Origin of the sequence: uncultured Tateyamaria sp. (assembly GCF_947496075.1) — a bacterium.
Taxonomy (GTDB): Bacteria; Pseudomonadota; Alphaproteobacteria; order Rhodobacterales; family Rhodobacteraceae; genus Tateyamaria.
This window is the reverse complement of the sequence record NZ_CANMBJ010000006.1, coordinates 462,800-486,560: the sequence shown is the minus strand read 5'-3', so window position 1 is coordinate 486,560 and position 23,761 is coordinate 462,800. Positions and strand designations below refer to the sequence as shown.

Annotated in this window: 31 protein-coding genes and 1 tRNA gene; 15 read left to right on the top strand and 17 right to left on the bottom strand. The window is 59.5% G+C overall.

Annotation, left to right across the window (positions count from 1 at the left end):
• Window positions 1-83 precede the first annotated feature (83 nt).
• The 9 genes from Q1A51_RS21275 (at window position 84) to Q1A51_RS21235 (ending at window position 7,384) form a co-directional block, all read left to right on the top strand.
• Complete coding sequence (locus Q1A51_RS21275; RefSeq protein WP_299602195.1) at window positions 84-1,307, top strand: glycosyltransferase; 1,224 nt, start codon at window positions 84-86, stop codon at window positions 1,305-1,307.
• Window positions 1,304-2,545 carry a glycosyltransferase gene (locus tag Q1A51_RS21270; protein ID WP_299602192.1) on the top strand — a complete coding sequence of 414 codons (1,242 nt, stop codon included), beginning with the start codon at window positions 1,304-1,306 and terminating at the stop codon, window positions 2,543-2,545. The genes Q1A51_RS21275 and Q1A51_RS21270 overlap by 4 nt, the downstream gene beginning before the upstream one ends.
• Window positions 2,542-3,609 carry a glycosyltransferase family 4 protein gene (locus Q1A51_RS21265; RefSeq protein ID WP_366870263.1) on the top strand — a complete coding sequence of 356 codons (1,068 nt, stop codon included), beginning with the start codon at window positions 2,542-2,544 and terminating at the stop codon, window positions 3,607-3,609. Before Q1A51_RS21270 ends, Q1A51_RS21265 begins: the two co-directional genes overlap by 4 nt.
• Window positions 3,606-4,184 carry a histidine phosphatase family protein gene (locus Q1A51_RS21260; RefSeq protein ID WP_299602189.1) on the top strand — a complete coding sequence of 193 codons (579 nt, stop codon included), beginning with the start codon at window positions 3,606-3,608 and terminating at the stop codon, window positions 4,182-4,184. The genes Q1A51_RS21265 and Q1A51_RS21260 overlap by 4 nt, the downstream gene beginning before the upstream one ends.
• A complete protein-coding gene (locus Q1A51_RS21255; protein ID WP_299602186.1) occupies window positions 4,184-5,320 on the top strand; it encodes a glycosyltransferase in 1,137 nt (378 codons plus the stop codon). The genes Q1A51_RS21260 and Q1A51_RS21255 overlap by 1 nt, the downstream gene beginning before the upstream one ends.
• On the top strand, window positions 5,310-6,056 hold the full coding sequence (locus Q1A51_RS21250) for a polysaccharide deacetylase family protein (protein ID WP_299602183.1): 747 nt from the start codon (window positions 5,310-5,312) through the stop codon (window positions 6,054-6,056). The genes Q1A51_RS21255 and Q1A51_RS21250 overlap by 11 nt, the downstream gene beginning before the upstream one ends.
• Entirely contained in the window at window positions 6,053-6,532 is a 480-nt protein-coding gene (locus Q1A51_RS21245; RefSeq protein WP_299602181.1) for a class I SAM-dependent methyltransferase, read from the top strand. The genes Q1A51_RS21250 and Q1A51_RS21245 overlap by 4 nt, the downstream gene beginning before the upstream one ends.
• Before the next feature lie 119 nt (window positions 6,533-6,651).
• Entirely contained in the window at window positions 6,652-7,215 is a 564-nt protein-coding gene (locus Q1A51_RS21240) for a PA14 domain-containing protein (RefSeq protein WP_299205699.1), read from the top strand.
• Window positions 7,216-7,255: 40 nt separating this feature from the next.
• The gene (locus Q1A51_RS21235; protein ID WP_299602179.1) at window positions 7,256-7,384 is read left to right on the top strand and encodes an RbsD/FucU domain-containing protein; all 129 of its coding nucleotides are present in this window, start codon (window positions 7,256-7,258) and stop codon (window positions 7,382-7,384) included.
• Window positions 7,385-7,390: 6 nt separating this feature from the next.
• On the opposite strand, the gene Q1A51_RS21230 is transcribed toward Q1A51_RS21235, so the two are convergent.
• Window positions 7,391-7,582 (bottom strand): CTP synthetase, encoded by a 192-nt coding sequence (locus tag Q1A51_RS21230; protein ID WP_299205702.1) that lies wholly within the window; start codon window positions 7,580-7,582, stop codon window positions 7,391-7,393.
• A gap of 780 nt (window positions 7,583-8,362) precedes the next feature.
• Here Q1A51_RS21230 and Q1A51_RS21225 point away from each other — a divergent pair.
• Complete coding sequence (locus Q1A51_RS21225; RefSeq protein WP_299602176.1) at window positions 8,363-8,845, top strand: transposase; 483 nt, start codon at window positions 8,363-8,365, stop codon at window positions 8,843-8,845.
• Between the two features lie 12 nt (window positions 8,846-8,857).
• Here Q1A51_RS21225 and Q1A51_RS21220 read toward each other — a convergent pair whose 3' ends face one another.
• Window positions 8,858-9,760 (bottom strand): DUF2971 domain-containing protein, encoded by a 903-nt coding sequence (locus Q1A51_RS21220; protein WP_299602174.1) that lies wholly within the window; start codon window positions 9,758-9,760, stop codon window positions 8,858-8,860.
• Window positions 9,753-11,549 carry a translation elongation factor 4 gene (gene lepA / locus Q1A51_RS21215; RefSeq protein WP_299602172.1) on the bottom strand — a complete coding sequence of 599 codons (1,797 nt, stop codon included), beginning with the start codon at window positions 11,547-11,549 and terminating at the stop codon, window positions 9,753-9,755. The genes Q1A51_RS21220 and lepA overlap by 8 nt, the downstream gene beginning before the upstream one ends.
• 560 nt (window positions 11,550-12,109) lie before the next feature.
• Here lepA and Q1A51_RS21210 point away from each other — a divergent pair.
• Both Q1A51_RS21210 and Q1A51_RS21205 read left to right on the top strand, forming a co-directional pair.
• Window positions 12,110-13,105 carry a hypothetical protein gene (locus Q1A51_RS21210; RefSeq protein WP_299602170.1) on the top strand — a complete coding sequence of 332 codons (996 nt, stop codon included), beginning with the start codon at window positions 12,110-12,112 and terminating at the stop codon, window positions 13,103-13,105.
• A 58-nt stretch (window positions 13,106-13,163) separates the two neighbouring features.
• Window positions 13,164-13,328 carry a hypothetical protein gene (locus Q1A51_RS21205; protein WP_299602168.1) on the top strand — a complete coding sequence of 55 codons (165 nt, stop codon included), beginning with the start codon at window positions 13,164-13,166 and terminating at the stop codon, window positions 13,326-13,328.
• 100 nt (window positions 13,329-13,428) lie between these two features.
• Here Q1A51_RS21205 and Q1A51_RS21200 read toward each other — a convergent pair whose 3' ends face one another.
• Window positions 13,429-13,554 carry an EcnA/B family entericidin gene (locus Q1A51_RS21200; RefSeq protein ID WP_299205730.1) on the bottom strand — a complete coding sequence of 42 codons (126 nt, stop codon included), beginning with the start codon at window positions 13,552-13,554 and terminating at the stop codon, window positions 13,429-13,431.
• 314 nt (window positions 13,555-13,868) lie between these two features.
• Between Q1A51_RS21200 and Q1A51_RS21195 the strand changes: the two genes are divergently transcribed.
• The gene (locus tag Q1A51_RS21195; protein WP_299205738.1) at window positions 13,869-14,228 is read left to right on the top strand and encodes a hypothetical protein; all 360 of its coding nucleotides are present in this window, start codon (window positions 13,869-13,871) and stop codon (window positions 14,226-14,228) included.
• Between the two features lies 1 nt (window position 14,229).
• On the opposite strand, the gene Q1A51_RS21190 is transcribed toward Q1A51_RS21195, so the two are convergent.
• The 8 genes from Q1A51_RS21190 to Q1A51_RS21155 form a co-directional block, all read right to left on the bottom strand.
• On the bottom strand, window positions 14,230-14,811 hold the full coding sequence (locus Q1A51_RS21190) for a GNAT family N-acetyltransferase (RefSeq protein WP_299602166.1): 582 nt from the start codon (window positions 14,809-14,811) through the stop codon (window positions 14,230-14,232).
• Window positions 14,808-15,200 carry a ketosteroid isomerase-related protein gene (locus Q1A51_RS21185; RefSeq protein ID WP_299602164.1) on the bottom strand — a complete coding sequence of 131 codons (393 nt, stop codon included), beginning with the start codon at window positions 15,198-15,200 and terminating at the stop codon, window positions 14,808-14,810. The genes Q1A51_RS21190 and Q1A51_RS21185 overlap by 4 nt, the downstream gene beginning before the upstream one ends.
• The gene (locus Q1A51_RS21180) at window positions 15,200-15,661 is read right to left on the bottom strand and encodes a low molecular weight phosphatase family protein (protein WP_299205765.1); all 462 of its coding nucleotides are present in this window, start codon (window positions 15,659-15,661) and stop codon (window positions 15,200-15,202) included. The genes Q1A51_RS21185 and Q1A51_RS21180 overlap by 1 nt, the downstream gene beginning before the upstream one ends.
• Complete coding sequence (locus tag Q1A51_RS21175; protein ID WP_299602160.1) at window positions 15,662-16,141, bottom strand: UPF0262 family protein; 480 nt, start codon at window positions 16,139-16,141, stop codon at window positions 15,662-15,664.
• Between the two features lie 167 nt (window positions 16,142-16,308).
• A complete protein-coding gene (gene hisD / locus Q1A51_RS21170) occupies window positions 16,309-17,610 on the bottom strand; it encodes a histidinol dehydrogenase (RefSeq protein WP_299602158.1) in 1,302 nt (433 codons plus the stop codon).
• 205 nt (window positions 17,611-17,815) lie between these two features.
• Window positions 17,816-18,256: a nuclear transport factor 2 family protein gene (locus tag Q1A51_RS21165; RefSeq protein WP_299602155.1), complete on the bottom strand. Its 441-nt coding sequence runs from the start codon at window positions 18,254-18,256 to the stop codon at window positions 17,816-17,818.
• Between the two features lie 80 nt (window positions 18,257-18,336).
• On the bottom strand, window positions 18,337-18,738 hold the full coding sequence (locus Q1A51_RS21160; protein ID WP_299602153.1) for a hypothetical protein: 402 nt from the start codon (window positions 18,736-18,738) through the stop codon (window positions 18,337-18,339).
• Between the two features lie 30 nt (window positions 18,739-18,768).
• Window positions 18,769-19,302: a redoxin domain-containing protein gene (locus Q1A51_RS21155; protein ID WP_299602150.1), complete on the bottom strand. Its 534-nt coding sequence runs from the start codon at window positions 19,300-19,302 to the stop codon at window positions 18,769-18,771.
• An 88-nt stretch (window positions 19,303-19,390) separates the two neighbouring features.
• Here Q1A51_RS21155 and Q1A51_RS21150 point away from each other — a divergent pair, with 88 nt between their 5' ends.
• Entirely contained in the window at window positions 19,391-19,978 is a 588-nt protein-coding gene (locus Q1A51_RS21150; protein ID WP_299205781.1) for a TetR/AcrR family transcriptional regulator, read from the top strand.
• A 184-nt stretch (window positions 19,979-20,162) separates the two neighbouring features.
• Here the strand turns inward: Q1A51_RS21150 and Q1A51_RS21145 are convergent, their stop codons facing one another.
• From Q1A51_RS21145 to Q1A51_RS21130, 4 genes are read right to left on the bottom strand one after another with little or no spacing between them, the layout of a single operon-like run.
• Entirely contained in the window at window positions 20,163-20,663 is a 501-nt protein-coding gene (locus Q1A51_RS21145) for a GNAT family N-acetyltransferase (protein WP_299602147.1), read from the bottom strand.
• Window positions 20,656-21,123 (bottom strand): DUF2948 family protein, encoded by a 468-nt coding sequence (locus tag Q1A51_RS21140; RefSeq protein ID WP_299602145.1) that lies wholly within the window; start codon window positions 21,121-21,123, stop codon window positions 20,656-20,658. The genes Q1A51_RS21145 and Q1A51_RS21140 overlap by 8 nt, the downstream gene beginning before the upstream one ends.
• Window positions 21,123-22,394, bottom strand: coding sequence for a UDP-N-acetylglucosamine 1-carboxyvinyltransferase (murA, locus tag Q1A51_RS21135; RefSeq protein ID WP_299602143.1), 1,272 nt, complete (start codon window positions 22,392-22,394; stop codon window positions 21,123-21,125). The genes Q1A51_RS21140 and murA overlap by 1 nt, the downstream gene beginning before the upstream one ends.
• Window positions 22,387-22,536, bottom strand: coding sequence for a hypothetical protein (locus Q1A51_RS21130; RefSeq protein WP_299602141.1), 150 nt, complete (start codon window positions 22,534-22,536; stop codon window positions 22,387-22,389). The genes murA and Q1A51_RS21130 overlap by 8 nt, the downstream gene beginning before the upstream one ends.
• Before the next feature lie 84 nt (window positions 22,537-22,620).
• Here Q1A51_RS21130 and Q1A51_RS21125 point away from each other — a divergent pair.
• Window positions 22,621-22,695: transfer RNA gene (locus tag Q1A51_RS21125), tRNA-Thr, on the top strand.
• A 460-nt stretch (window positions 22,696-23,155) separates the two neighbouring features.
• On the opposite strand, the gene Q1A51_RS21120 is transcribed toward Q1A51_RS21125, so the two are convergent.
• Window positions 23,156-23,464, bottom strand: a complete 309-nt coding sequence (locus tag Q1A51_RS21120) for a hypothetical protein (protein WP_299602139.1) — start codon at window positions 23,462-23,464, stop codon at window positions 23,156-23,158.
• Between the last annotated feature and the right edge of the window lie 297 nt (window positions 23,465-23,761).

The window sequence follows — 23,761 nt, the reverse complement described above, 5'->3', positions numbered from 1 at the left end:
ACTCTGTGCTATACGCGCCAGAGGGATTCTCTGAGCGTCAAGGATGGTGACGTCCGTGAGGAGACGGGGAAAAGAAGACGACGATGACCCATTCCACTCCTGTTTCGCCAACTGCGGTTGGTGCCCGTCCGGGTCGCGTTGTGCTGTACAGCCACGATACGTTTGGCTTGGGCCATCTGCGGCGCAGCCGTGCGCTTGCATCGGCGCTGACCGAGTCCGGTGTTGCCGAAAGCGCCATCATTCTCACTGGCAGCCCTGTTGCCGGACGTTTCACATTCCCTCCTGCCGTGGATCACGTCCGCCTGCCCGGTGTGAAGAAACTGGCCGATGGCAACTATATCAGCCAGAACGAAGGCATGGATATTGAGGCGACGACGGCGCTGCGATCTGCATTGATCGATTCAACCATTGACCAATACGAACCTGACCTGCTGATCGTCGACAAAGAGCCGACCGGCTTTCGGGGTGAACTGCTCGACACCCTCAAGCGTCTGCGTGAAGGCAGCAAGACCCGCATCGTTTTGGGTCTGCGTGACGTGCTGGACGAGCCCGACGTGCTGGCCGCCGAATGGGCCCGCAAGGGCGCCGTCGAGGCCACTGAGTCCTTCTATGATGAAGTATGGGTCTACGGCGTGCGCTCGGTCTATGACCCGACCCAAGGTCTGCCTTTGTCGCCCGATGTCCGCAATAGGACGGTCTGGACCGGCTACTTGCGGCGCAGCATCGTGGATGCCGCTGAGGTGCCAGATACGCCATATATCCTTATCACACCCGGTGGTGGTGGCGATGGGGCGGCCATGGTTGATCTTGTCCTGTCGGCATACGAACAGGACCCCGATCTGCATCCCCACGCGGTTCTGGTCTATGGTCCGTTCTTGTCCGGCGAGGTGCGCGAACGGTTCGAAACGCGCGTGGAGGCGCTTGGCGGTCGGGTCACCTCAACCGGGTTCGACAGCAAGATCGAACCGCTCTTTGCAGGGGCCGAAGGCGTGATTAGCATGGGCGGCTACAACACGTTCTGCGAACTTCTGTCCTTTGATCAACGCGCCGTCATCGTACCCCGTACGAAACCACGTCTTGAACAGTGGATCCGCGCCCATCGGGCCGAAGAACTTGGGCTGGTGCGCAACCTGGATCGGTTCCGCGAAGGGCTGACCACAGATGCGATGGTTGCGGCCATCCGCGCCCTGCCTCACCAGAAACGCCCGTCCGAGGCGGGGGCCGATGGCCTTCTGGATGGTTTGGACGTGGTCAATGCACGCGCGCAGGCCCTTATGCAGCATTCGTTGACCGACGCCGCAGAATGACATCCAGATCGCCCCGCTTGGCCATAGCCGTCAAAGGCTGGCCGCGCCTGTCCGAGACCTTTATCGCGCAGGAACTGGTGGCGTTGGAGGAGGCCGGGATTGATTTTGCCATTTGGTCACTGCGCCATCCGACGGACACGAAAACCCACCCGTTGCACGATCGGCTCAAAGCCGAGGTTCACTATCTGCCGGAATACTTGGGCGATGAACCTGTCCGCGTATTGCGCGGTCTGTTTTCAGTCATGGGACGTCGTACGTTTTGGCCAGCTTTGCGTCAGTTTCTGCGCGATTTCACGCGCGACAGAACCAGAAACCGCATACGTCGATTTGGACAAGCTTGCGTTATGGCGCGAGAATTACCCGCTGGCACTTCCGCCCTCTATGCCCATTTTCTGCACACACCATCTTCAGTCGCACGTTACACTGCGATGCTCAGGGGTGTGCCATGGTCTTTTTCAGCCCATGCCAAGGACATCTGGACCTCACCGGAATGGGAACTGCGGGACAAGCTGAATACTGCAACGGCGGGTGCCGCTTTTGGGGCCACCTGCACTGCATTCGGAGCCGAGCACTTGAACGGCCTGTCCACAGATACGCCGATTGATCTTGTCTATCATGGTCTGGACCTGTCACGTTTTCCGCCTGCTCCCGACCAACCGGTGCGCCAGCTTTCCGATCCGTTTCATATGCTGTCTGTGGGCCGCCTGGTCGAGAAAAAAGGGTTTACCCGCCTGCTGGACGCGGTCGCGCTGTTGCCACCAGACGTTGATTGGCATTGGACCCATATCGGAGGTGGTGCCCTGAAACAGGCATTGCAGGACCAAGCCGCGCAATCCGGCCTTTCGGACCGCATCACCTGGCGCGGTGCATGCGACCAACCAGAGGTCATTGCAGCAATGCAAGCCGCTGATTTGTTTGTATTGCCCAGCCGGGTGGCCGCCGACGGTGACCGCGATGGCCTGCCCAATGTCCTTATGGAAGCCGCCAGTCAGAAACTGCCAATACTGAGCACGGCCGTCTCGGCCATACCCGAGTTCATCGACAATGGTGTGCACGGTATCCTGAGTGACGACGATCCGGCGGCACTGGCCGACGCAATGATGCGTGTCGCACACAACCCCGCACTGGGCGCGACTATGGCTGATGCCGCCCATACCCGCCTGCATACGGATTTCACCATGCAACCGGGTATTGCACATCTGGCGCGGCGGTTGCGCGCCATCATGGGCGCTGCGTGACCGTCGCTTTCTACGCTCCGCTCAAGGCACCGGATCATCCGGTGCCATCCGGTGACCGGACCATGGCGCGTGCGCTAATGAAGGCACTGGGCCATGCCGGATTGGCCATGACTGTCGCATCTGACTTGCGCATTTATGACCGCGCGGGTGACACTGCATTGCAGACCGAACTGATCGGGCAGGCAAAGAAGGAAGTTGCACGCATTCTGTCTGCGCCCGCGGCCGGAACATGGCAATGCTGGCTGACCTATCACAACTACTACAAAGCCCCAGATTTGGTCGGGCCACCGGTCGCCCGCGCTTTGGGCATTCCCTATGTACAGGTCGAAAGCACGCGCGCGCGCAAACGTCTGTCCGGGCCGTGGGCGCGCTTTGCCGAAGCCGCAGAGGCGGCCAGTGACCAGGCGCACACCATCTTCTACGTGACAGCGCGTGATGCCGAAACGCTGCGCCGCGATGCGCCCGCTGGTCAGGTTCTGACCCATCTGCGTCCGTTCCTTGATCGCGCAGAGTTGCCCAGACAGTCGGACTATTCCGGCGCCATGCTGAGTGTCGGGATGATGCGCGCTAGGGACAAGCTGGGGTCGTACAAGCTGATTGCTGACACGCTGGCGCTACTGGATCCTGCGGTGGAGTGGCAATTGGACATCGCGGGCAGCGGCCCGGCAGAAGCCGAGGTCACAAACCTGCTGGCCCCGTTCGGAGCGCGGGTCCGCATGCTGGGTGCATTGCCCTCGGATGAACTGCAGGACTGTTATGAAAGAGCATGCCTGTTGTTCTGGCCAGGTGTGAACGAGGCATTTGGCTACGCCTATCTTGAGGCGCAGGCAGCTGGTCTGCCCGTTGTGGCTCAGGACCGCCCCGGGGTGCGCGACGTTGTCGCCGGGATGCAGCCTGCCGTGGCCGACGGGCCGCATGCCATGGCCGCACGTTTGACCGATATGCTGACCAATCGCGCCCTGGTCGAAGACTTGGGCGCTCAGGCCCGCGCTCAAATTGCCCAACACCATCTGCTGCCCGCTGCCGCTGGAACACTGCGCACAGCAATCGAGGGCATGATATGATCACTCTTGCCTTATTGCGTCACGGACACACCGCATGGAACCGTGAGGGCCGCTTGCAGGGGCGCAGCGACATTCCCCTTGATGAAACGGCACGCCGCGACCTGGCCGGGTTCCGACTGCCCGATGATTTCAAGGACGCCGATCTGGTGTCGAGCCCACTGGCCCGCGCCACGGAAACCGCCGCTTTGGTGGCAGGGCGTGCGCCACGTGTCGAACCTTGTTTGATCGAAATGAACTGGGGCGACTGGGAAGGGCGCTATGGCGCAGAGCTGTCCGCCGACGCGACCAGCGGATTTCGCCATATCGAAGATTGGGGATGGCACTATTGCCCATCGGGCGGTGAAAGCCCGGACAGTCTGCGGGCACGTTTGCAGCCATGGCTGAACACACTGACCCGGGACACCGTGGCCGTCTGCCATATCGGCACGATGCGCGTATTGATGGCGATGGCCACCGGCTGGGATTTTGACGGACCCGCCCCATTTCGGATCAAGCGCAACCGCTTGTTTATCCTCCAAGTCGACAAGGGCGCACTGACCCTGATGCCCGACACTCCACGGTTGGAGGCGCGCTGATGCAGGTCACGATTGTTGTCACGCATTTGCTGGGCACCGGGCATCTGGCACGTGCACTCACCCTTGGCCGGGCCTTTGTCGCGGCGGGTGATGCGGTGACAGTCATCAGCGGGGGTAAACCCGTCCCGCATTTCGACAGCACTGGCCTGACCCTTGTGCAATTGCCGCCTTTGCAGTCGAACGGCACTGATTTCTCGACGCTTCTGACCGACACAGGTGAGATCGCCAGCGACGCATATCTGGTCGCGCGACAGTCGGCACTTGTTGATCACGTCGCGCAACAGAAGCCCGACGTGTTGATCACCGAACTGTTCCCGTTTGGCCGCCGCATACTGAAGGCTGAGTTCCAAGCTTTGCTTGAAACTGCAGATGGCTTGCCGTCGCGCCCCCTGGTCCTGTCATCCATTCGCGACATCCTCGCGCCACCGTCCAAGCCAGCCAAAGTCGCTTTTGCCGACCAGCTTGTGAACCACTTTTATGACGCCGTTCTGGTTCACTCTGACCCCGAAGTTGTGCCACTGGACACAAGCTGGCCCGTGTCCGACATGCTGCGGACCAAACTGCGCTACACTGGTTTTGTTGCGCCCCAAGCACCCGATGTAAACGCGCCTCGTCACAACGAAATCCTTGTCAGCGCAGGTGGCGGCGCCGTTGGAGACACAGTCTTTGAGGCTGCATGCGACGCAGCGACACTGGATGCCGCGCGTCTGTGGCGTTTCCTCGTTGGTGGCGATGATGCTCGCCGCGCGCATTGGGCAAACCGCGCCCCCGCCAACGTGACGGTCGAAGGTCCACGCCCCGACTTTCGCAACCTGCTTGTGGGCGCGACAGCGTCGGTGTCGATGTGTGGGTACAACACGGCCCTCGATGTCCTCCAGACTGGCGTTCGGGCTGTGTTTGTCCCGTTTGACGATGGCGGTGAAGTCGAACAAGGGCTGCGCGCAGATGCCCTCACCACCTTGCCTGCGGTGTCCGTGTTGCGACAGGCCGACCTGTCCGGACCGACCTTGGCAAATGCCATCAACACGTTGACGCAACAGGACCGACGCAACCCTCGAACAACCGGGATGGACGGCGCCAGCGCAAGCGTAGACATCGTGCGTAGCCTATTGGCAGAGGCATCACATGCACATTGACTGGACACCTCTGCGCGCGGAACTGGCCGCATGCCGTCGCGACGGATTACCCGTCCCATTCTGGTGGCGGGACGATGATGCCATTGCCCCGACAACCGAGCTGGATCAACTGACAGCGCTGGCCCAAGCCACTGAATTGCCCGTCCATTTGGCGGTCATACCAGCCCATGCAGCTGTTGAACTGGCCGAACGTGTGGATGGAAAGCAATTGATCCCGGTCGTTCATGGATGGGCGCATCAGGATCACAGCGGGCCTGATGAAAAGAAGAACGAGTTCCTGACCGATCGGCCAGACATGGCCCGCGACAGCGCACTTGGACTGGCCCGCATGCGCGACCTGTTTGGCACGCAGTTGCGACACATGTTCGTGCCACCCTGGAACCGGGTTCAGCCCGCACTGCTCCCCAAACTGCGTGATCAAGGGTTCGAGGCCATATCCACATTCGGGCCACGCAAAAGCGTCAATGCAGCGCCGGGGCTGATTCAGATCAATACCCATATCGACCCAATATGGTGGAAGGGCACGCGCGACCTCATCGCGCCTGAAACGCTTGTCGCAACGGCGGCGACACATTTGGCTGCCCGGAGACAAAGGACTGAAGACTCACAGGAACCTCTCGGTCTTTTGACGCATCACCTGGTTCACACACCCGCGATCTGGGCTTTTACCGAAAGTTTTGTACACGAAATGCTGTCTGGCGGCGCAACGCCGTGGACGATGGAGACAACGACATGAGCAGACTGGAATCGATGCGGCGGCGATTGAGCGCGCAGATCGATGGGATCAACTGGGCGGCAAAGAAGATCGCCACGCTGGAAGGCGACGTACTGGAGATGGGGTTGGGCAATGGCCGGACCTACGATCACTTGCGCCAGGAATTGCCCGATCGCCGCATCTGGGTGATCGACCGGATGCTGAAATGTCACCCAAGCTGCGTTCCGCCTGCCGAGGATTTTCTGGAAGGCGAGGCAGAAGCCATGCTCACCCGATTGGCCAGCAAAGGGCGCAAGATGGCGCTCGCGCATTACGATTTTGGCTACGGCATCAAGGAAAAGGATGTCGAAGAGGGGATGCGCCTGAGCCCCCTGATCGCAGCACTCATGCAACCTGGCGGTCTGATCCTGTCTCAGCAACCGCTTGTTGGCCTTGAACAGGTCTGCGGACCAGACACAATTGCCCCGGATCGATACCTTTTCTACCGGGCCGTGTAGTCCCAGGGCGATTTGATCACGATTCCGCTCGCTCCTGTTGTCAGCCACGGACAAGGCCTTTTAAGGTCGTGCTGATTCAAGGCCGCGCCAAAAGCGGTCGGGACCAACGGGAGTATCAAATGAAGATGTTCAAGACGGCCGCTCTGGCCGCCACAACAATCGTGTTGGCGACAGCCACCCTTGCAGCCCCCCTCAAACTGACACCAGCCGATCCGCAACCATCTGGTCTGAACCAGGGGCTTGCGGTGAAATATTACTTTGACAGCGTGCGCACACTCAGCGAAGCCGGACGCGCTTATTCCAAAGCAAAGCCCGGCAAACCATTGGCTGGTTTAGACTATCGCGACACGGCTGAAGGTGACGAAACCTTGACCTCAGGCAAGGCGCACAAGGTTGTTGCCGTGATCGAGGGATATGTGCGCTTTGATGAGCCGGGTACGTACAAAATCGACTTCATGAGCAATGACGGACTACAGATGAAGATCGGCGGCGCGGAAGTTGTTTATTTTGACGGCGTACATGGGTGCGACCCCAGCGAACAGGTTGAAGCTGTTGTACCGGAAGCAGGCTGGTACGCATTGGAAGCGCTCTATTTCCAGCGCAAGGGCACAGCATGCCTTTTGATGCGCGCCGGAATCGGAACACCTGAATGGATGGAAGACGAGTCCTTCGGCTACAATTGACGGTCTGGTGCCCAGCAGTCGCAGTGGCACCATCGCAGTGATGCGGACGCTTTCCTGTTTTTTGGGAACGCATGAAAAGGACCGGAGTGCCAGCGCCGTGGCGGTTGTCCGCACGGGCGAAAGCACTCCGTATGCGAATGTCGGGTCGGTGGCTGGCGTTACGTTCTAAACCGGCTCAGCCCATGCCTGTAATCCGCCGCTGTACCACCCATGTGACCGGGAAGGCCGCGACGAAGCCGACGGCGGCCGCAATCAAGATGGGTCCGACTGTGCCATAACCCAGCGACAACGCCGCGATAACACCGGAACCGGCCATCGTTGCGCCGATGAAAATGTGCAGGAAAAAGAACAGCATGAACCGCTGCATAAGGGGCCTCCGTTACTTGTCTGCGCAGAATGTGCCCGGGTTTGCCAGAAGGCGCATTGATGTCGGTCAAAACGACGGGGCGATTTGAACGGAACACAACGTTCAGTAAGCGGAGAACCCTTATGGTGGCGGCGACAGGGCAAAGAACGCCCTTCGCGAATGTGGAGATAGTGAGTGGGACACTGTTCAGACAACGAAAAGGCGCCAGGTGCGCGAACCGAAATCCGTGCAGTGCCCGAGGGCACACCCTGACGCCTCGTTGAACCTCATCATCCCCCCAGAGGGCGACATGTTGGCCCAGCTTGCTCGTGGCGTTACCGCCGTTCGCCGAGACTGCCCGACCGAAGTCAAACCGCCTCTCGCATCGACCCTGCTGACACCGCCCTTTCGTCACACCCCTTTCAGGGCCACACGATCCGACCTGCATCCGGTTGCCCGTTGATGTCCAAGCTAGGCCTTGCGGTCCGTCCTGATCATCCCGTTGCCTCCGGGGCCTTTGCGTCCACCGCTTTGTTCGAAGAACTCTGCGCCGGTAAGGAGAGGTTGGGCCAGGATGGGTGAGTCGCGCAAAGGAAAAATGACGCTTTTGCGAAATTTCTTGGGGATAACTTGTTGATATCGCTTGTGGATTTCTTGTGGAGAAGGTGGGGATAAGGCGAGAAAGTGTAAGGGTGAGGGAGGGTTAGGTTTGGTCAGGATTGGTGTCGTAGGGCGGGGTTCACCCCGCTGCCTCCGTTTCGGTTCAAACACCATTGACCAAGGCCCGCGCAGGGTTGCCTCATGCCAAATTATCGCCGACCCAAGATCACCGGAGCGTCCATCTTCTTCACCGTAGCGTTGGCACGGCGGGGTGAGACGGTCTTGGTGGATGAGATTGATGCATTGCGCGATGCAGTTCGGGTGACAAAGCGTGAGCGTCCGTTCCACATTGATTCCTTTGTAGTGTTGCCGGACCATTTGCATTGCGTGTGGACATTGCCGGTTGGGGACCGGGAGTTTTCCACGCGGTGGGACGCCATCAAGGCGCGGTTTACGCGGAGCATTCGCGATACCGGTGGGGTGGGTTTTCAACCCACCGAAGCGAAACGGTTGGGACATGCGGTAGGGTGGAACCCCACCCTACGGCGTTCGGCAAGCAAGATCGCGAAGGAGGATGCGGGTGTATTCGAGTGTGCATTGGGATGCGGAGTTTCGGGTGGGGATGGATTTGGTGGTGTAAGGCGGAGTTTTACCCCGCCGATTTGGTGGATACAGGTGGGGTGAAACCTCACCCTACTAGCCATCTAATCGCTCTAAGCTATTGAAAACTAGCCGGTAATCACTCTCATCGAGCTTGGCTTGAGAAAACCTGACGCTTGGGCGCACAATGCTGTCCAGAAATTCAATGAGAGATCGCGAAGACCTTGCTCCAAATACAATGCCAGACAGCATATAATTCGGTATTTGGTAGTAACCGGGATCAAACTTGGGAGTCTTCAGTGACCGCCATTCATTCTCATGGCGCCAGTGCTCAGACTTACATAACAACGTGGCATTATCTATGCGAGCCTCATCTTCGCCGGATAACTGGAATTTGTCGGGAAAACGCCAAGCAGCCATTCGATGCATCATATCCAAGGTCGACAGCATTGGCCTTTCAGACACGTATCTGACGTCGCCAACTGCTTCACGACCAGAGCTCGTGCTCGGATCTCTTGCAAATTCAAAAGCGAACGAAGCATGCGAGGAAGAATAATAGCTCCACATCAACACATTGTCTGGGCGGTCTGAGAAACACGCGATCAAACTGCTACTGCGGTAATCAGAAAAAGTAGCGCGGGTGGTTTTTATGTGCTGCCCAAAGTCTTTGAGGTGGCGCCTTGCCTTTGATTTCGACACACCGTGGTCGGCCAAAGCTTTTACAAAATCCTCATTTGCAAAAGTCGCATTTCTCCCAGCAATTGGCCAAAAACTCTTCTCAAAGAAGTCTTTCACTTCTTTGATGGAGCTATCAACAAAGGCAGGATTGGTATCAAATGGGTCGTTCTGTTCGGAAAGTCTTGAGTGCCATACGCGAGACCTCTGCGCATTCTCTATTTCAAGCTTAAGACGATCGAATGATTTGGAATCATCAAGCGATGTTTTCGTATACCCCCGATACCGATAAAGGTTGGTTGGTGCAGGTTTTAATTCAGCCATCCATCTTCAACGCCGAGATAAATGCTTCTTGCGGAATATCCACCTTCCCGAACTGACGCATCTTCTTCTTCCCGGCCTTCTGCTTATCAAGCAGCTTCCGCTTCCGCGTCGCGTCCCCGCCGTAGCATTTGGCCGTCACATCCTTGCGCATGGCGGATAATGTCTCGCGCGCGATGACCTTGCCGCCAATCGCCGCCTGGATCGGGATTTTGAACATGTGGCGGGGGATCAGGTCTTTGAGCTTTTCGACCATGGCGCGCCCGCGCATTTCGGCCCGGTCGCGGTGGACCATGATCGACAGGGCGTCCACCGGCTCGTCATTCACGAGGATCGACATCTTGACCAGATTGTCCTCGCGGTAGCCCGTCAGTTGGTAGTCGAAGGAGGCATAGCCCTTGGTCACCGATTTCAGCCGGTCGTAGAAGTCGAACACCACCTCGTTCAGCGGCAGGTCATAGACGACCATGGCGCGGGAGCCGGCGTAGGTGAGGTCTTCTTGTATCCCGCGGCGGTCCTGGCACAGCTTCAGCACGTCGCCGAGGTAGTCGTCGGGCACAAGGATCGTGGCCTTGATCCGCGGCTCTTCCATATGGTCGACGATCGACAGGTCGGGCATGTCGGCGGGGTTGTGCAGTTCCATCATCGTGCCGTCGCGCATGTGGACGTGGTAGATGACCGAGGGCGCGGTGGTGATCAGTTCGATGCCGTATTCGCGTTCGATCCGGTCGCGGATGACTTCGAGGTGCAGGAGGCCCAGGAAGCCACAGCGGAAGCCGAAGCCGAGGGCGGCGGAGGTTTCCATTTCGAAGGAGAAGGACGCGTCGTTGAGGGCGAGTTTGTCGATGGCGTCGCGGAGGTCTTCGAATTCGGCCGAGTCCACGGGGAAGAGGCCACAGAACACCACTGGTTGGGCAGGTTTGAAGCCCGGCAGTGCTTCGACTTCCTTGCGTTCGTGGGTGATCGTGTCGCCCACACGGGTGTCGCGGACCTGTTTGATCGACGCCGTGAGGAAACCGATCTCGCCGGGGCCGAGGCTGTCCACCATCTCCATTTGCGGGCGGAAGACGCCAACGCGATCCACGTGGTGGACGGTTTTGTTGGACAGGAATTTGATCCTTTCGCCCTTCTTGAGCCGCCCGTCGATGACGCGGATCAGGACGATGACGCCGAGGTAGCTGTCGTACCAGCTGTCGACCAGCATGGCCTTGAGGTCGGCGTCGGGATTGCCCTTGGGGGCGGGGAGTTCGGTGACGATGGCCTCCAGCGTCTCCATGATCCCCTCGCCCGTCTTGGCCGACACCGCAATGGCGCCGGACGCGTCGATGCCGATCACATCCTCGACCTGTTCGGCGACGCGGTCAATGTCAGAGGCGGGTAAGTCGATCTTGTTGAAAACAGGGACAATTTCGTGGTCGGCATCAATGGCCTGATAGACGTTGGCGAGCGTCTGCGCCTCGACCCCTTGGGTGCTGTCCACGACCAGAAGCGACCCTTCGACGGCGCGCATGGAGCGGGAGACCTCGTAGGCGAAGTCGACGTGACCGGGGGTGTCGATCAGGTTCAGGACGTAGTGCTCGCCATCCTTGGCGGTGTAGTCGATGCGGACGGTGTTGGCCTTGATCGTGATGCCCCGCTCGCGTTCGATATCCATGCTGTCGAGCAGCTGTTCCTTCATGTCCCGGTCGGCCACGGTGTTGGTGGACTGGATGAGCCGGTCGGCGAGGGTCGATTTCCCGTGGTCGATATGCGCGACGATGGAGAAATTGCGGATATGTGAGAGCGGTGTCATGGTTGGGATATGTAAGGGTTTTTGGGGTTGGTCAATGGGGGTGGTGTCGCAGGTGGGGTGCAGGTGTGAGTGAGGTGGATTTTTCGGACATAGATCAGTCTACAGTTTGGTTTCACGAACAGAGCTTTGAACTATGCTGTGCGCTCACCAGCCGTGCTGCGCTGCGGATTATTGCAAACATCAGCCTTGCGGGAGGATTGCTTCGGCACCAAGTTGCGCTGAGTGCATTGCGCGCAACCCTCACTTCTACCATCCGCTCCAAATACGGGTCCGGGAGAACGAATCCATCGGCAGAATCTGCACACACTGGCGCGCTTGATGCAGCAGCCGCCGCACATCGTAGTGGTTCTGAACATTCATTGGACGCCGCGGCAAGAGCCGCCCTTGCCGCTGCAAATTCCTCACTCCCGGATCGAGCGAATAGTTATGCAAATCGGGCTGCAAAATCTGTGAACATCTCCCTATCCGCCGCTTTTCCCGCAGTTCGTACAGTCCACCCTGTAGACGAAGCTTCGCCCCACTTAGATTCGGTTTCTTTTGCTTTACGATCTGCTCTCAAAATGGACACAAAGCTCTTTGCGAATGAACTGCTGGAAACGCCCGTCTGGACGGACGCGGAGTTGCCACCAGTATTGGCCACCAACCATATGGCATTTCTAAGCTTTCTTAATGAACATCAGGATTGGGCTTTTTGGCTAAGCTGGTATTCTCAAATGTGGGACGGCACGTTTCGTGATTGGGACTTGGCAACCAAGGTTGCGCTGATTCCGAATGAGGTGTGGGAAGGAGAAGATGCGGTTGCCAAGGTGGCCGAGGCGATCCGGGAGATTGAGGCCAGACTACTTATCGACCGATTACCCCAAGTCGAAGAAGTATTTGAGGAAGCCGGCGGATGGTACAACGTTCGAACCACGGGTTTCGATTCAAACAGGCTAATCGATAGCATCGAAAACCGTGTCCGCTTCACGCTCGACCTCGCCGTTCGAAGCAACGCTTGCGATCTGAACGAGATGAGCACAGCGGCCAAGGTCTTGCGCCATGCTTTGGACAATTGCCTAGACGACCCCAACGCGGTGGAGCAATTCCTGCGCCGCGCAAGCGACATGATCAGGGCACGCATGGCGGATGGGTCCTTTGCCAACGACGATGAATTGGACATGCTGGTTGCGACTTTGGACGAGTTAGCGCTCCAACTGCGGGCGGATCATCCAGACGTGGCACAGGCTGTCGATGCGCGGGCCAGTCAGCGTTTCAAGGAACTGGACACCGCGCAACGGTTGGCTGGTGCGCAGCTTATCGAGGATTTGCGCGAAGGAACGACCGGGCGGCTTGATGCTGAATTGGGTTTGGCAACCGAAACACTCCGCGACGGATCAAATGACACGGCGAACGCAGACGCATTGAAGCAAAGTGGCAATCGTGCTGGCAAAATCAGCTTGGCAGAACGCGCCAAGGCTGCGGAGAGTTCCGGGCCAATGGCGGGGCTCAAGATTGGATTGCGCGCGCACAAAGTTGTGGATTTCGTGCTTGGTTTGATTTCGTCTGGTCCAATGTGACGAGCCCCGCCATAGACAGGCCACGGGCTGGCGTCTGACCTTTGAGCGGCAGTGCTTTATGGCGGCGGGGTACATCTTCGATCTGAGCGATGTGCAAGCGTCAACCCATCGCCAGTCCGGGGGGCGGCCTGTCGATGGCGCGGCGGCCTACGGCCTTGATTCCGCGCTGTGGTGCTTTGTGGATATGTCGCAGGCGGTGTTTGGTCGGGGCTTGGCGGGCTGAAGCCCGCCCTACGGAGTTGCGCTGGCACCCACGCTTTCTCCTGTCGTGCATCGGCTGCGCCGATACCCTGCCGGGGCGACGCGCACCGCCTTGCGGTACGCTAAATCGCCCGGTCTACCGCGTCCGCTGCGCGCGTAATGTCGCGCCCGACGCCCTTAGCGGTTTCACAGGCTGCGAGTGCAGTGGCGGCAACGACTGCCAACAGGATCAAACGGGTGCGGTTCATTCTGCTCTCCGATCTTTTGCAATTCACATAAACAGACGGGCCTGTCTGGTCAAATCAACTGCCCGCGCATCGGCGGGTTTTTCCACAAGAGGCTTGGAAATTGGCGCGACCCAAGGCCGGGATGTGCTGCGGGCCAAAAGGGGCAAGGGATAGGCGCTGATCCTCTCGTGCATCGGCTGGCGCCGATACCCTGCCGGGCGACGCGCGCGGTCCACGGCTGCACGCTTGTTCGTGAATTGCCCTTGTCCTATGTTTACGGCATAGTTTGCATATTCAGAGCGGGCCAACCCGTCACAGCAGAGACGAGCAGAGATATGAAACTCTCGACCACGATCATTGCCGGGGCCGCGGCCCTTGGACTGGCCGCCTGTGGCGGCGGATCCTCCTATTCGAGCGCGCGGGCTGTTCCCACGACCCCGGTGCTGTTTGCGACCGGCCCGATCTATTCCGCCTGCCGAAGCGGGGGGCGGGATCAGGCCAGCCGGGCGCGCTGTGGCTGCGTGCAGGCCGTTGCCAACCAATCGCTGAGTTCGGCGGACCAAAGCCGTGGCGCGGGGTTCTTCAGCAACCCGCAACAGGCACAGGAAGTGCGCGTGTCCGATCGCTCAACAGATGAACGGTTCTGGCGCCGTTGGAAGGACTACAGCGACAGCGCCGCGCGGCAGTGCACCTGAGCTAAAAGTCCTTGATCCAGAACTGCAGCGGTTTTTCCGTCTCGGCCCCCTGATCGACGTCCTTCCAGGAGAAATGGGCGACAACACCGGGCATCCGTCTATATCCACGCCCTTCCCAAAAAGGATCCAGGGGGCGGTACGCGCTGGGGCGCAAGGGGTGGTCCGGTGGTCGCAGGACCGAGGCAAAGCACATACTTTTGTAGCCCAAGTCGCGTGCATGGGCCTCGCGCATGTCAAAAAAGCGGTGGCCTAGCCCACGGCCGCGAAAGCGCGGCAGCAACACGCTTTCTCCGCAATAGAAGCATGAGTTTATGTCGAAATTCGCGCCGTCAAACGCGTCGGAGAACGCATCAGCATGTTCCACCAGGGGCGCCGCTGTCGCCGCCCCCACCATCCAGTCGCCATCGTAAGCCGCAACGACGACCGCACGGTCGCTTTGTTCGTAAACCTCGAGGTAACGACGTTCATAGGCGGCATCGCCTTCATACAGATACGGCCAATCCCGAAACACCGCGAGGCGCAGCTTTGCCACATCATCCAGCGCTTCGGTCAGGGCTGGTCCGGTCAGTGTCTCGATCCTCATGCCCCGACCTGTCGCACCCAATCCGCAAGGTTGTAATAGGTGGTGACGCGGGCGATTTTACCGTCCCGAATGTCAAAGAAGGACCCGGCGGGCAGGCAATAGGTCTGACCGCGCGCCTCGGGCAGCCCTTCATCCGTTTGCAGGTAGGTGCCATTGACGGTGTATTCGGCTGCAGCGCGCGTGCCACCTTGGGCCGAGAACACCACCATGTCGGTGAGCCTCTCCGCGTAGCATTGGTTCATATGCGTGCAAAACGCCCGGAACAGGTCCTTGCCTTCGCGCACCTGTCCTTCGTTCACATGGTGGGCCACGTCCTCGGTCAGGCAAGCCAGCATGCCCTCGACATTGCCAGCATTGAACGCTTCGAAATAATCACTCACGATCTGCATCAGTTGCCCTCCCTGGCCGGCCCCCACCGCTCGACAAGGCGGGTAATGATCTGGTCGCGGGCGGCGCGGTAGCTTTCCAGCTTCGCCTCGCGCGTCTCACCCAGACCGGTCGGATCGAGGATCGGCCAGTATTCGACCTCAAGATGATAGTAGCGCGTCAATTCCAGTGCACGCCGTTGACTGGCCGGGCTGAGGGCCACAACCAGGTCGAAGGACGACAGGTCGTCGCCCCAATCCTCCATCTCGTCAAAGCTCCGCGAACGGTGGCGGCTCAGCTCCACATCCAGTTCCTGGCACACGGCGATGGAAAAGCCATCGATCTCCATGTCGTTCTTGACGCCGACGGATTGGACATAGGTGCCGGTGCCATAGAACTTCTTCATGATCCCCTCTGCCATGGGGGACCGAACCGCGTTGTGATCGCAGCAAAAGAGGATGGATTGCGGCAGCGTTTCGGTCATCTATCCGCCGAAATGCAGCACGCAGATCAGGGTAAAAAGGCGGCGGGCGGTGTCGGTGTCGACCTCTGCCTTGCCTTCCAGCCGTTCCTGAAGCACCCGGCTGCCCTCGTTGTGGATGCCGCGGCGGGCCATGTCGATGGTCTCGATCTGGCTGGGAGGCAGCTTCTTGACCGCCTCGAAATAGCTTTCGCAGATCTGGAAGTAGTCCTTGACCACTTGCCGGAAGGGGCCGAGGGACAGGTGAAACTCGGCCGCCTTCTCGTCAGCTTCGGTGGCAACGTCAAAGACCAGACGCTTGTCGCGAATGGACAGACCTACATTGTAGGGCCCCTGCGGTACCGGGCGGCCATCTCGGCCCGGCAGGACAAAGGTATTGTCCTCGAGCAAATCAAACATCGCCACTTTGCGTTCCTGTTCGATCTCGGGGGTTGGGGGCGGTAGGTTGGCATCATCCAATGTGATGCGGGCAATTCGGGTCATGGCGCGGGGCCTTCGGCAACGAAACAATCTTTCGCAATGCTTAGGGTCTGGAACCGCGCAATACAATGCCACAATGCCGCGCACCGCATTTCATGCCAAAGCGGGGATGCCCTTCTTCTGGCTGAAAATACCACGGGGGGCGGCGCAGCCGGGGGGCTGGCCCCCTTCTACCCGTTCAACTTGCGCAAACGCGCAGTCACCGACAACCCGTGCGCCTCAAGGCTTTCGGAGGCGGCCAACCGCTCTGCCCCGGGACCAATGGCGCGCAGAGCCTCTGGCGACATCTGCGCCAGCGTGGTCCGCTTGACGAAATCCATGACCGACAGGCCCGACGAAAACCGGGCAGAGCGGGCCGTGGGCAGCACGTGGTTGGGGCCGCCGATATAGTCGCCGATGGCCTCGGGCGTCCACTGGCCCAGGAAAATGGCGCCGGCATGAGTGATCGCTTCTGACAGGACCACAGGGTCAGCGACACACAGCTCAAGGTGCTCCGGAGCGATGCGATCCGACAGCGCGGCCGCGACCTCAAGGTCCGGGACTGTGACAATCGCCCCGAAGTCCCGCCAACTCGCCCCCGCGATGGCGCGGCGCTCCAGCGTTTCAAGGCGTGCATTCACCGCGTCAGCCACCGCCCGCCCGAAAGCAGCATCTGTCGTGATCAGCAGCGATTGCGCGCTTTCGTCATGCTCAGCCTGGCTGAGCAGGTCGAGGGCAATCCAGTCGGGATCATTGTCGCCATCCGCAATCACCAGGATTTCGGACGGGCCCGCGATCATGTCTATGCCGACCTTGCCGAACACGCGTCGCTTGGCAGCGGCCACAAAGGCGTTGCCAGGACCGGTGATCTTGTCCACGGGCGCAATCGTATCCGTGCCATAGGCGAGGGCCGCAATCGCCTGCGCGCCCCCGATACGGTAAATCTCGTCCACGCCCGACAGTTGCGCGGCCAGCAGGACCAACGGGTTGATCACCCCGTCCGGCGTGGGAACGGTGATGGCCAGACGCCCCACACCCGCCACCTTGGCCGGAATGGCATTCATCAGGACGGAGGACGGGTAGCTGGCCAGCCCGCCAGGCACGTAGAGGCCCGCCGTCGACACTGGTGTCCAACGCCAGCCCAGCGTGGCACCGACTTCGTCGGTCCACTGCGCATCCTCGGGCATCTGGCGTTCGTGATAGGCGCGAATGCGGCTCGCCGCGAGGGCCAGCGCATCACGATCCTCCTGCCCAACCTCTGCAACAGCCCCGGCAATCTCATCCGCGCTGATGCGCAGGGTGTCCAGCGTCAGGGCAATGCGGTCAAAACGTTCGGTCAGCTCAATGACGGCAGCATCCCCTCGCGCCCGCACGTCGGCGATGATATCGGCCACAACCGCATCCACGTCCGGGCTATCCTCGCGCTTGGCGGACAGAAGGGCGGCAAACTGCGCCTCGAAATCAGCGTCGCTGTGGTCAAGAAACTGGGGCATGGATGTCCTTTCCGGCTGAGGCGGGACATAGCGGGCAGGTCGCGCAGGCTCAAGGGGCGGGGCAGACGACACGTTCGCCTGACCGTGGAACGGTCAGACAGTATTTACCCAAAGGCTGCAAAGCGGGCGTTCATTCAAAGCGTCGCAACGCCTGATGTCGGGACGACGAAAAGAGCCGGACAAACCACAGCGTTTTAGGGAATGTTCATTCGCTGTGCTGATGCCACATGTCTGTGACGATCTCCCAACCGTCATCTTCGGGTTCCAGAACAAACAAATACGTACCCGTCGCATCCATACCCTGGCTTTCGATCTTGGCATCGACGGAACCAATCATCACGGCCAGCGTTTCGTCGTCGGAGACAAAGAGATGGTCAATCGTGTGCGTGACCTCGCCTTTGTTCTGCGTAACAAATTCAAAGAGTTGACGTGGTCCTTGCAGGCCTTGCGTCACCCGAGCGCCCTGAGCGATCCAAAGCGTATCGTTTGCGTACAGGTTCACCAGGCGCTCTGGGTCATGAGCGGCGGCAGCCGCGTTAAACTCATCATTCACTGCGGTGAGGGTGGCCGGAATGCCCGTTTCTGCATGAGCCACCGTTGCGAAGGTGAATGTCATGATCAGAGGGGCAAATAGGATGCGTTTCATCTTGGGTGTCTCCGTTGAGCTGGGGCGGGGATGATCGTGAAAGAGCGCTCCGAGGAGCGCTTGGACGACTTGAGGTGGACCTAGTTCACCTCGTTGCGCGTCATGATGACCTCTCGCGTGATTTGCCAGCGGTCCTCTTCGAACGTGAAGTCGATGCTGAGCGTCACCAACTGTTTGCGGTTGGTCACGTTGTTCTTGCGGCTGATGAGGATATGGCCACGGGTGTCGTCAGCTTCGACCAGATGATACTCGGCCCATGGGTTCGGGTCGCCCATCTGGGACATCGCGGCCTTCACATGCTCCATGAAGCCCGGTTTGTCATTCTGTATCAGCACCCCGTCATCGGTCAGAAGATAGGTGCGCATATCCTTGTGGTAGGTGCGGTCCAGCACGTCGAAGGCATGGCCGGATACGCCGGTGATAAGACTGTCCAGCGTGGCTTTGACGGCAGCGGTATTCGGGTGATCTGTGGTCATTGTCATGAAGTTTCTCTTTCTTGGGAAAGCGGTGTTTCAGGCATAGATGCCGTTGGCCGGAAAGGGCTCCGTCATGCCGCGCATGAACCGAAGGCCACGGACCAAAGAGGGCATTTGCGGGCGCAGGAACGGAACGTTCGAGATGTCGACCATGCACAATTCGCGATCTTCGTTCACCACGAACAGACCCGGCTCTGCAAACGGGCCTTCAACATCGATCCCGTGGCGGGGGCTTGAGATGTAAAGGCCCAGCGCCTTCATATCTTCTATCGACAGGCCATAGCCGACGGAGAAGTCAGGGCTCACCTCGCCAATCTGGTCCTTGGCTCGCGCTGCACTGTCAGAAGACACCGCAACAACTTCGATGGACAGCTCTTTCAAGGCAGCTACAGCCTCGTTGATCTCGCCCAGGTAACGCGTGCAGATGGGGCAGTGCTTGCCCCGATAAACCACGATCATCTGCCAGTCATATCCTTTGGACGGAACACCCAGCCGAAGGGAGCCTCCCCCAAGCTTGGGAACTTCAATCGCAGGAAATATTTCTCCGGGTGCTGGCCTTGCAGGCTGCATGAGCGCTCTCCTTGACTTTCCTAACGAACGATACATAAATAAAGCTCGACAGCCGTCAAGGACTTTTATTGTGAACGATACAAAAAAAATGGGAAGACCCCGGAGCTTTGACGAGGACGAAGCGCTGATGGCCGCGATGAATGCCTTTTGGACAAAGGGCTATGCCGCAACGTCCATGAAGGATCTGACCGCCGCGATGGGCATCAGCGGGCCCAGCATCTATTCGGCCTTTGGCGACAAGCGCGAGCTCTACCTCAAGACAATCGACCGCTACGCGGATGTCGACGGGTGCGCGCCGATTGTTGCTTTTGAAGGGGCCCGAACGATTGAGGATGCGGTGCGAGGGTTTTTGATGTCCGTGGTCTCGCACTCAACCCAGCAGGAAGGCGCACCACGAGGCTGCTTTCTGGCCTCTTGCGTGGCAACAACGGTCGGCGAAGTTGATGGTGTTGCGGAACGGATGGAGAAGGCCATTCAGGACACGGATGCCCGGCTTGCCGCCCGGTTCGATCAAGAGAAGGCAAAAGGAAATCTGCCAGATGATTTCCCATCTCAAGATCGCGCGCGGCTGTTGCACGACATGCGCCAGGGTTATGTGCACCGCAGTCGGGCCGGCTGGTCCGCAGACGCGCTGCTTGAGGACCTCGAAGACAGGGTACGTATGCTAGTAGATTGACTTGGAAGCACTTTAGCAGACGCAGACCTTCAAACGATCCGAAGTATCGGTGGGTTTGGGACGATAGGCGCCCCCCATGATACATCCACCTGATTTTTTGAAGTAAGGATGTCTGGCAAGGGGCAGCTTGCTGCACCAGAACCACGTTTGAACAATGTGCTGGATCCCCCGTACGGCAGACGCCTTACGCGATGGCGCGGATCATGATCAGGTCGGTCTCGGCATGACCATCGCTCAGGGTGGCGTTGGGTATTTGCCCAACCTCCCGAAAGCCCGCGCGCATGTAGAATGCAATGGCGCGCGCGTTACTGGCCGCCACGAACAGTTCCAACTGACTGATGCCCAATTGGCCCGCGGCATCTGCGATCCCTTCGACAAGGGCGGTCGCCGCACCACTGCCCTGCGCACCGGGCTGAACAAAGAACGCGCCAAGATCGGCCCGATGCTTTGTCTGCGCTTTTGTCTGAGGGATCAGGCTGCCGATGCCGACAAGGGTTGAGCCCGTAAACACGCCAAAGCTGTGCCCATTCTCCAGACGCTCCGCGATGGTGTCCAACGACACAGCCGCAGCCTCATCATAAGTGGTTAGGAACGCCTGTGGGTAAGTCGACAACGCCTCGAGCCGCAGCGCGCGCCAGTCTGCCGCATCTGCGCCGGTCAGACGGCGCACGGACAGGTCAGTCATCGTGTTTGGGCACCGATTTCGACGGGGCCATGTAGGGTCTGGTCACATCCTTGAGCGTCACGTCAATCGCTTCGACCGACAGGCGCAGCGCACCATCGCCCGCGAGCGTCAGCAGGATCTCCCCTGCCCCATCCTCGCCCGCCTCGAATGTGACCGACAACAGCGACAGGATCACATCCTTGTCCGACCGATCCACGCCCTGACTGGAGACCCGCAAAACGCCAGCGAAGGCCAGCAGGGATTGCACCCGCTCGGGCGCGTGACGATCCTTGCCTTCATCTTCCCAACGGAAGCGGTTGACCAGCAGAGCAAAGGATCGCCCGCGTGCATCCCAACGCATTTCCGTGATCGGAAACACCGCATCCTGCACCAGCGACGACACCACCTGCAGATCATCCGCATCCAGTGCCCCAAGGTTCAGAGGCGCCTCGCGCCCGTCTTCAAACCGTGCGTCTTGCATCAGTCCCCCGAAATCCGTTCAATATTTGCACCTACGCCCGACAGCTTGCGCACCACATGTTCATAGCCGCGGTCAAGGTGATAGACGCGTGCAACCCGCGTTTCCCCTTTCGCAGCAAGGCCCGCAAGGATCAGGCTGACGCTCGCCCGCAGGTCCGTTGCCATGACCGGCGCGCCTTTCAGTTGGTCGACCCCTTTCACGGTGGCCGTTCCGCCATGCACCTCGATATCAGCCCCCATGCGCACCAATTCCGGCGCGTGCATGAAGCGGTTCTCAAAAATCTTTTCTTCCAGCACCGATGTGCCCTCGGCCGTGCAGAGCAGCGCCATCATCTGTGCCTGCAGGTCGGTCGGGAAGCCCGGAAAGGGTTCGGTCGTCACATCCACGGCGCGGATGCGCCCGTTCTTGCGCGCGACCTTCAGCCCCTTGTCGGTTTCCGAAACGCTGATCCCTGCCGCGTCCAGCTTTTCGCAGAAGGCGCCCACAAGGTCGATCTTGCCGCCGAGCAGCTCAACCTCGCCCCCGCAAATGGCCGGGGCCAGCATGTAGGTGCCCAGCTCGATCCGGTCAGTGACAACGCGGTGGGTGGCGCCGTGCAGCTTGTCCACGCCTTGAATGGTGATGGAGGGTGTCCCGTCGCCCTCAATCTGCGCGCCCATGGCCCGAAGGCAGGTGGCAAGGTCCACGATCTCGGGCTCGCGCGCGGCGTTGTTGATGACCGTGGTGCCCTTGGCGAGCGTCGCGGCCATCATGATGTTTTCGGTGGCCCCCACGGACGCGAAGGGGAAGTCGATCACCGCCCCCTTGAGCTTGCCGCCCTCCGCCTTGGCGTGCAGGTAGCCGTCGCGCAGGTCGATCTCTGCCCCCATCTTGGCCAGGCCATCAGTGTGGATGTCCATGGGCCGCGCACCGATGGCGCAACCGCCAGGCAAGGAGACCTCGGCATGCCCTTCCCGCGCCAGAAGCGGGCCAAGCACCAGGTTCGAGGCACGCATCTTGCGCACAATGTCGTATTCGGCGCGCGTGTTGATCGCGCCATGGCAGGACATCGCCTGCACCTGCCCGTCCTGCATCGACGTGACCTCGGCCCCGAGCGATTGCAGCAGTTGCGTCATGGTGCGGATGTCCGACAGGCGCGGCGCATTGGTGAGCGTCAGCGGCTCGTCACTGAGCAAGGTCGCTGGCATCAGCGTCAGGCAGGCGTTCTTGGCCCCCGCGATGGGGATCTGCCCGTTCAGGGTGCCGCCACCCTTGACCAATATGCTATCCATTGTCCTGCTCCTCTTTATTGCCTGCCTGTGCCCGTGCCTTGGCTTGTGCCTTGCGCTTGGCCATATTGGACTTGAGCGCCTGTTTGAGCCGCGCGTCGCGGTCGTCTTTTGCCGTGGGCTTGGGTGGGGTTTTATCTGCCATGCCGCTTCTGTAGCGCAGGGGGCATTTGGCGTCCAGAATGGGCTTGCATGGGTGGCGGTTTGGGGCTATCCCGCCGCGCACGGCGCTGCTGTAGCTCAGAGGTAGAGCACTCCCTTGGTAAGGGAGAGGTCGAGAGTTCGATTCTCTCCAGCAGCACCATCGTTTCCCGACCCATTGAGACAGAGGCGCTTCTCCGCAAGTGTCAGGCCTCGACGTACGTGCATCCCTTGCGGGATACGCTGAGCGCGAGAGTTCGATACTCTCTAGCAACACAATACGTATTCTAATAATTCGTCGCCGTTCCGCTAAGCCAAAGAGGTTACAGCGCTCTTTCTTGTGACACAATTGGACCTTCAATGCCGACACCCATGAAGCGCGGCGACATCGAACATGCCAATGTCCAAGTCCTCTCTGACCATGGTGAAAGCGTTGTAGGGACGACAGTGACCGTGCCGATCGGGGCACTCTGAAACAAGGCTGGCAATCACGCGTGTCATTCCCCAGAACAAAGGACACGGCAGACGCCAAATGCAGGCATGCTGAAGTGATTACTGCGCCGCGCCGCTTGGGCGACACCACCCACAGACCCGTTCGTGGCACCGCTCTTCTGCCCCTGACCTCAGCATTCGCCCGACGCTTGCCCCCGCGCAAGTGCTGTCCTGTCGGGATACACGGCAAAAGGAACCTTGGTTTCTTGCTGAGACAGGATGTGACCAGATATCTCGGCAAAACACTCGCAATCAACGTCGTATGCGCTGTTCTCGCAGTAGGCCAACTCTTGTCCTGTAATTTCTTCATATTCGGCCTGGCTCACACCAGAACCGGCTGAATTGCCGCCGCTTGTAAGCGGCGGAAAGAAAGAGATGCCAAAAAGCAGCAACACAACCGTGCCGATGATAGCGAGGTATCTGAGGTAGATGTATATCATTGCTTCTCTTGCTCCCCTCGAGAGCTTCGCAAGTCCGGGTTAACGAATGCTTTTCAATCTGGCATCGCTTTTCCCAAGAATATGTCTGATCTGATGTTGGTCAGATAATCCTTGGCGATGGCCTCGATCAACCGGCCCTAGGTGGTGCAGGAAAAGAGCGGCTATGTCGTGATGTCGGCGGCCAGCAATTATGGTGAGGGGTCGACATTCTTGGCCCCTTTTTTTCATGTCCCATGCTGGGACAGGTTCGCGGGTCAGGAATTTCAATGGGTTACAGAGGCGGATTAACCACCTGTT

Excerpts from the sequence above, each read along its gene's own strand:
- Q1A51_RS21240 (WP_299205699.1), top strand. The coding sequence starts at position 6,652 with ATGAAGATGTTCAAGACGGCCGCTCTGGCCGCCACAACAATCGTGTTG.
- Q1A51_RS21275 (WP_299602195.1), top strand. The coding sequence starts at position 84 with ATGACCCATTCCACTCCTGTTTCGCCAACTGCGGTTGGTGCCCGTCCG.
- Q1A51_RS21175 (WP_299602160.1), bottom strand. The coding sequence starts at position 16,141 with ATGACCCGAATTGCCCGCATCACATTGGATGATGCCAACCTACCGCCC.
- lepA (WP_299602172.1), bottom strand. The coding sequence starts at position 11,549 with ATGACACCGCTCTCACATATCCGCAATTTCTCCATCGTCGCGCATATC.
- Q1A51_RS21245 (WP_299602181.1), top strand. The coding sequence starts at position 6,053 with ATGAGCAGACTGGAATCGATGCGGCGGCGATTGAGCGCGCAGATCGAT.
- Q1A51_RS21180 (WP_299205765.1), bottom strand. The coding sequence starts at position 15,661 with ATGACCGAAACGCTGCCGCAATCCATCCTCTTTTGCTGCGATCACAAC.
- Q1A51_RS21200 (WP_299205730.1), bottom strand. The coding sequence starts at position 13,554 with ATGAACCGCACCCGTTTGATCCTGTTGGCAGTCGTTGCCGCCACTGCA.
- Q1A51_RS21165 (WP_299602155.1), bottom strand. The coding sequence starts at position 18,256 with ATGAAACGCATCCTATTTGCCCCTCTGATCATGACATTCACCTTCGCA.
- Q1A51_RS21185 (WP_299602164.1), bottom strand. The coding sequence starts at position 15,200 with ATGCAGATCGTGAGTGATTATTTCGAAGCGTTCAATGCTGGCAATGTC.
- Q1A51_RS21270 (WP_299602192.1), top strand. The coding sequence starts at position 1,304 with ATGACATCCAGATCGCCCCGCTTGGCCATAGCCGTCAAAGGCTGGCCG.
- hisD (WP_299602158.1), bottom strand. The coding sequence starts at position 17,610 with ATGCCCCAGTTTCTTGACCACAGCGACGCTGATTTCGAGGCGCAGTTT.
- Q1A51_RS21145 (WP_299602147.1), bottom strand. The coding sequence starts at position 20,663 with ATGACTGACCTGTCCGTGCGCCGTCTGACCGGCGCAGATGCGGCAGAC.
- Q1A51_RS21130 (WP_299602141.1), bottom strand. The coding sequence starts at position 22,536 with ATGGCAGATAAAACCCCACCCAAGCCCACGGCAAAAGACGACCGCGAC.
- Q1A51_RS21155 (WP_299602150.1), bottom strand. The coding sequence starts at position 19,302 with ATGCAGCCTGCAAGGCCAGCACCCGGAGAAATATTTCCTGCGATTGAA.
- Q1A51_RS21250 (WP_299602183.1), top strand. The coding sequence starts at position 5,310 with ATGCACATTGACTGGACACCTCTGCGCGCGGAACTGGCCGCATGCCGT.
- Q1A51_RS21260 (WP_299602189.1), top strand. The coding sequence starts at position 3,606 with ATGATCACTCTTGCCTTATTGCGTCACGGACACACCGCATGGAACCGT.
- Q1A51_RS21225 (WP_299602176.1), top strand. The coding sequence starts at position 8,363 with ATGCCAAATTATCGCCGACCCAAGATCACCGGAGCGTCCATCTTCTTC.
- Q1A51_RS21160 (WP_299602153.1), bottom strand. The coding sequence starts at position 18,738 with ATGACAATGACCACAGATCACCCGAATACCGCTGCCGTCAAAGCCACG.
- Q1A51_RS21150 (WP_299205781.1), top strand. The coding sequence starts at position 19,391 with ATGGGAAGACCCCGGAGCTTTGACGAGGACGAAGCGCTGATGGCCGCG.
- Q1A51_RS21255 (WP_299602186.1), top strand. The coding sequence starts at position 4,184 with ATGCAGGTCACGATTGTTGTCACGCATTTGCTGGGCACCGGGCATCTG.
- Q1A51_RS21120 (WP_299602139.1), bottom strand. The coding sequence starts at position 23,464 with ATGATATACATCTACCTCAGATACCTCGCTATCATCGGCACGGTTGTG.
- Q1A51_RS21210 (WP_299602170.1), top strand. The coding sequence starts at position 12,110 with ATGGACACAAAGCTCTTTGCGAATGAACTGCTGGAAACGCCCGTCTGG.
- Q1A51_RS21195 (WP_299205738.1), top strand. The coding sequence starts at position 13,869 with ATGAAACTCTCGACCACGATCATTGCCGGGGCCGCGGCCCTTGGACTG.
- Q1A51_RS21190 (WP_299602166.1), bottom strand. The coding sequence starts at position 14,811 with ATGAGGATCGAGACACTGACCGGACCAGCCCTGACCGAAGCGCTGGAT.
- Q1A51_RS21235 (WP_299602179.1), top strand. The coding sequence starts at position 7,256 with ATGCGGACGCTTTCCTGTTTTTTGGGAACGCATGAAAAGGACCGGAGT.
- Q1A51_RS21220 (WP_299602174.1), bottom strand. The coding sequence starts at position 9,760 with ATGGCTGAATTAAAACCTGCACCAACCAACCTTTATCGGTATCGGGGG.
- Q1A51_RS21140 (WP_299602145.1), bottom strand. The coding sequence starts at position 21,123 with ATGCAAGACGCACGGTTTGAAGACGGGCGCGAGGCGCCTCTGAACCTT.
- Q1A51_RS21205 (WP_299602168.1), top strand. The coding sequence starts at position 13,164 with ATGGCGGCGGGGTACATCTTCGATCTGAGCGATGTGCAAGCGTCAACC.
- murA (WP_299602143.1), bottom strand. The coding sequence starts at position 22,394 with ATGGATAGCATATTGGTCAAGGGTGGCGGCACCCTGAACGGGCAGATC.
- Q1A51_RS21230 (WP_299205702.1), bottom strand. The coding sequence starts at position 7,582 with ATGCAGCGGTTCATGCTGTTCTTTTTCCTGCACATTTTCATCGGCGCA.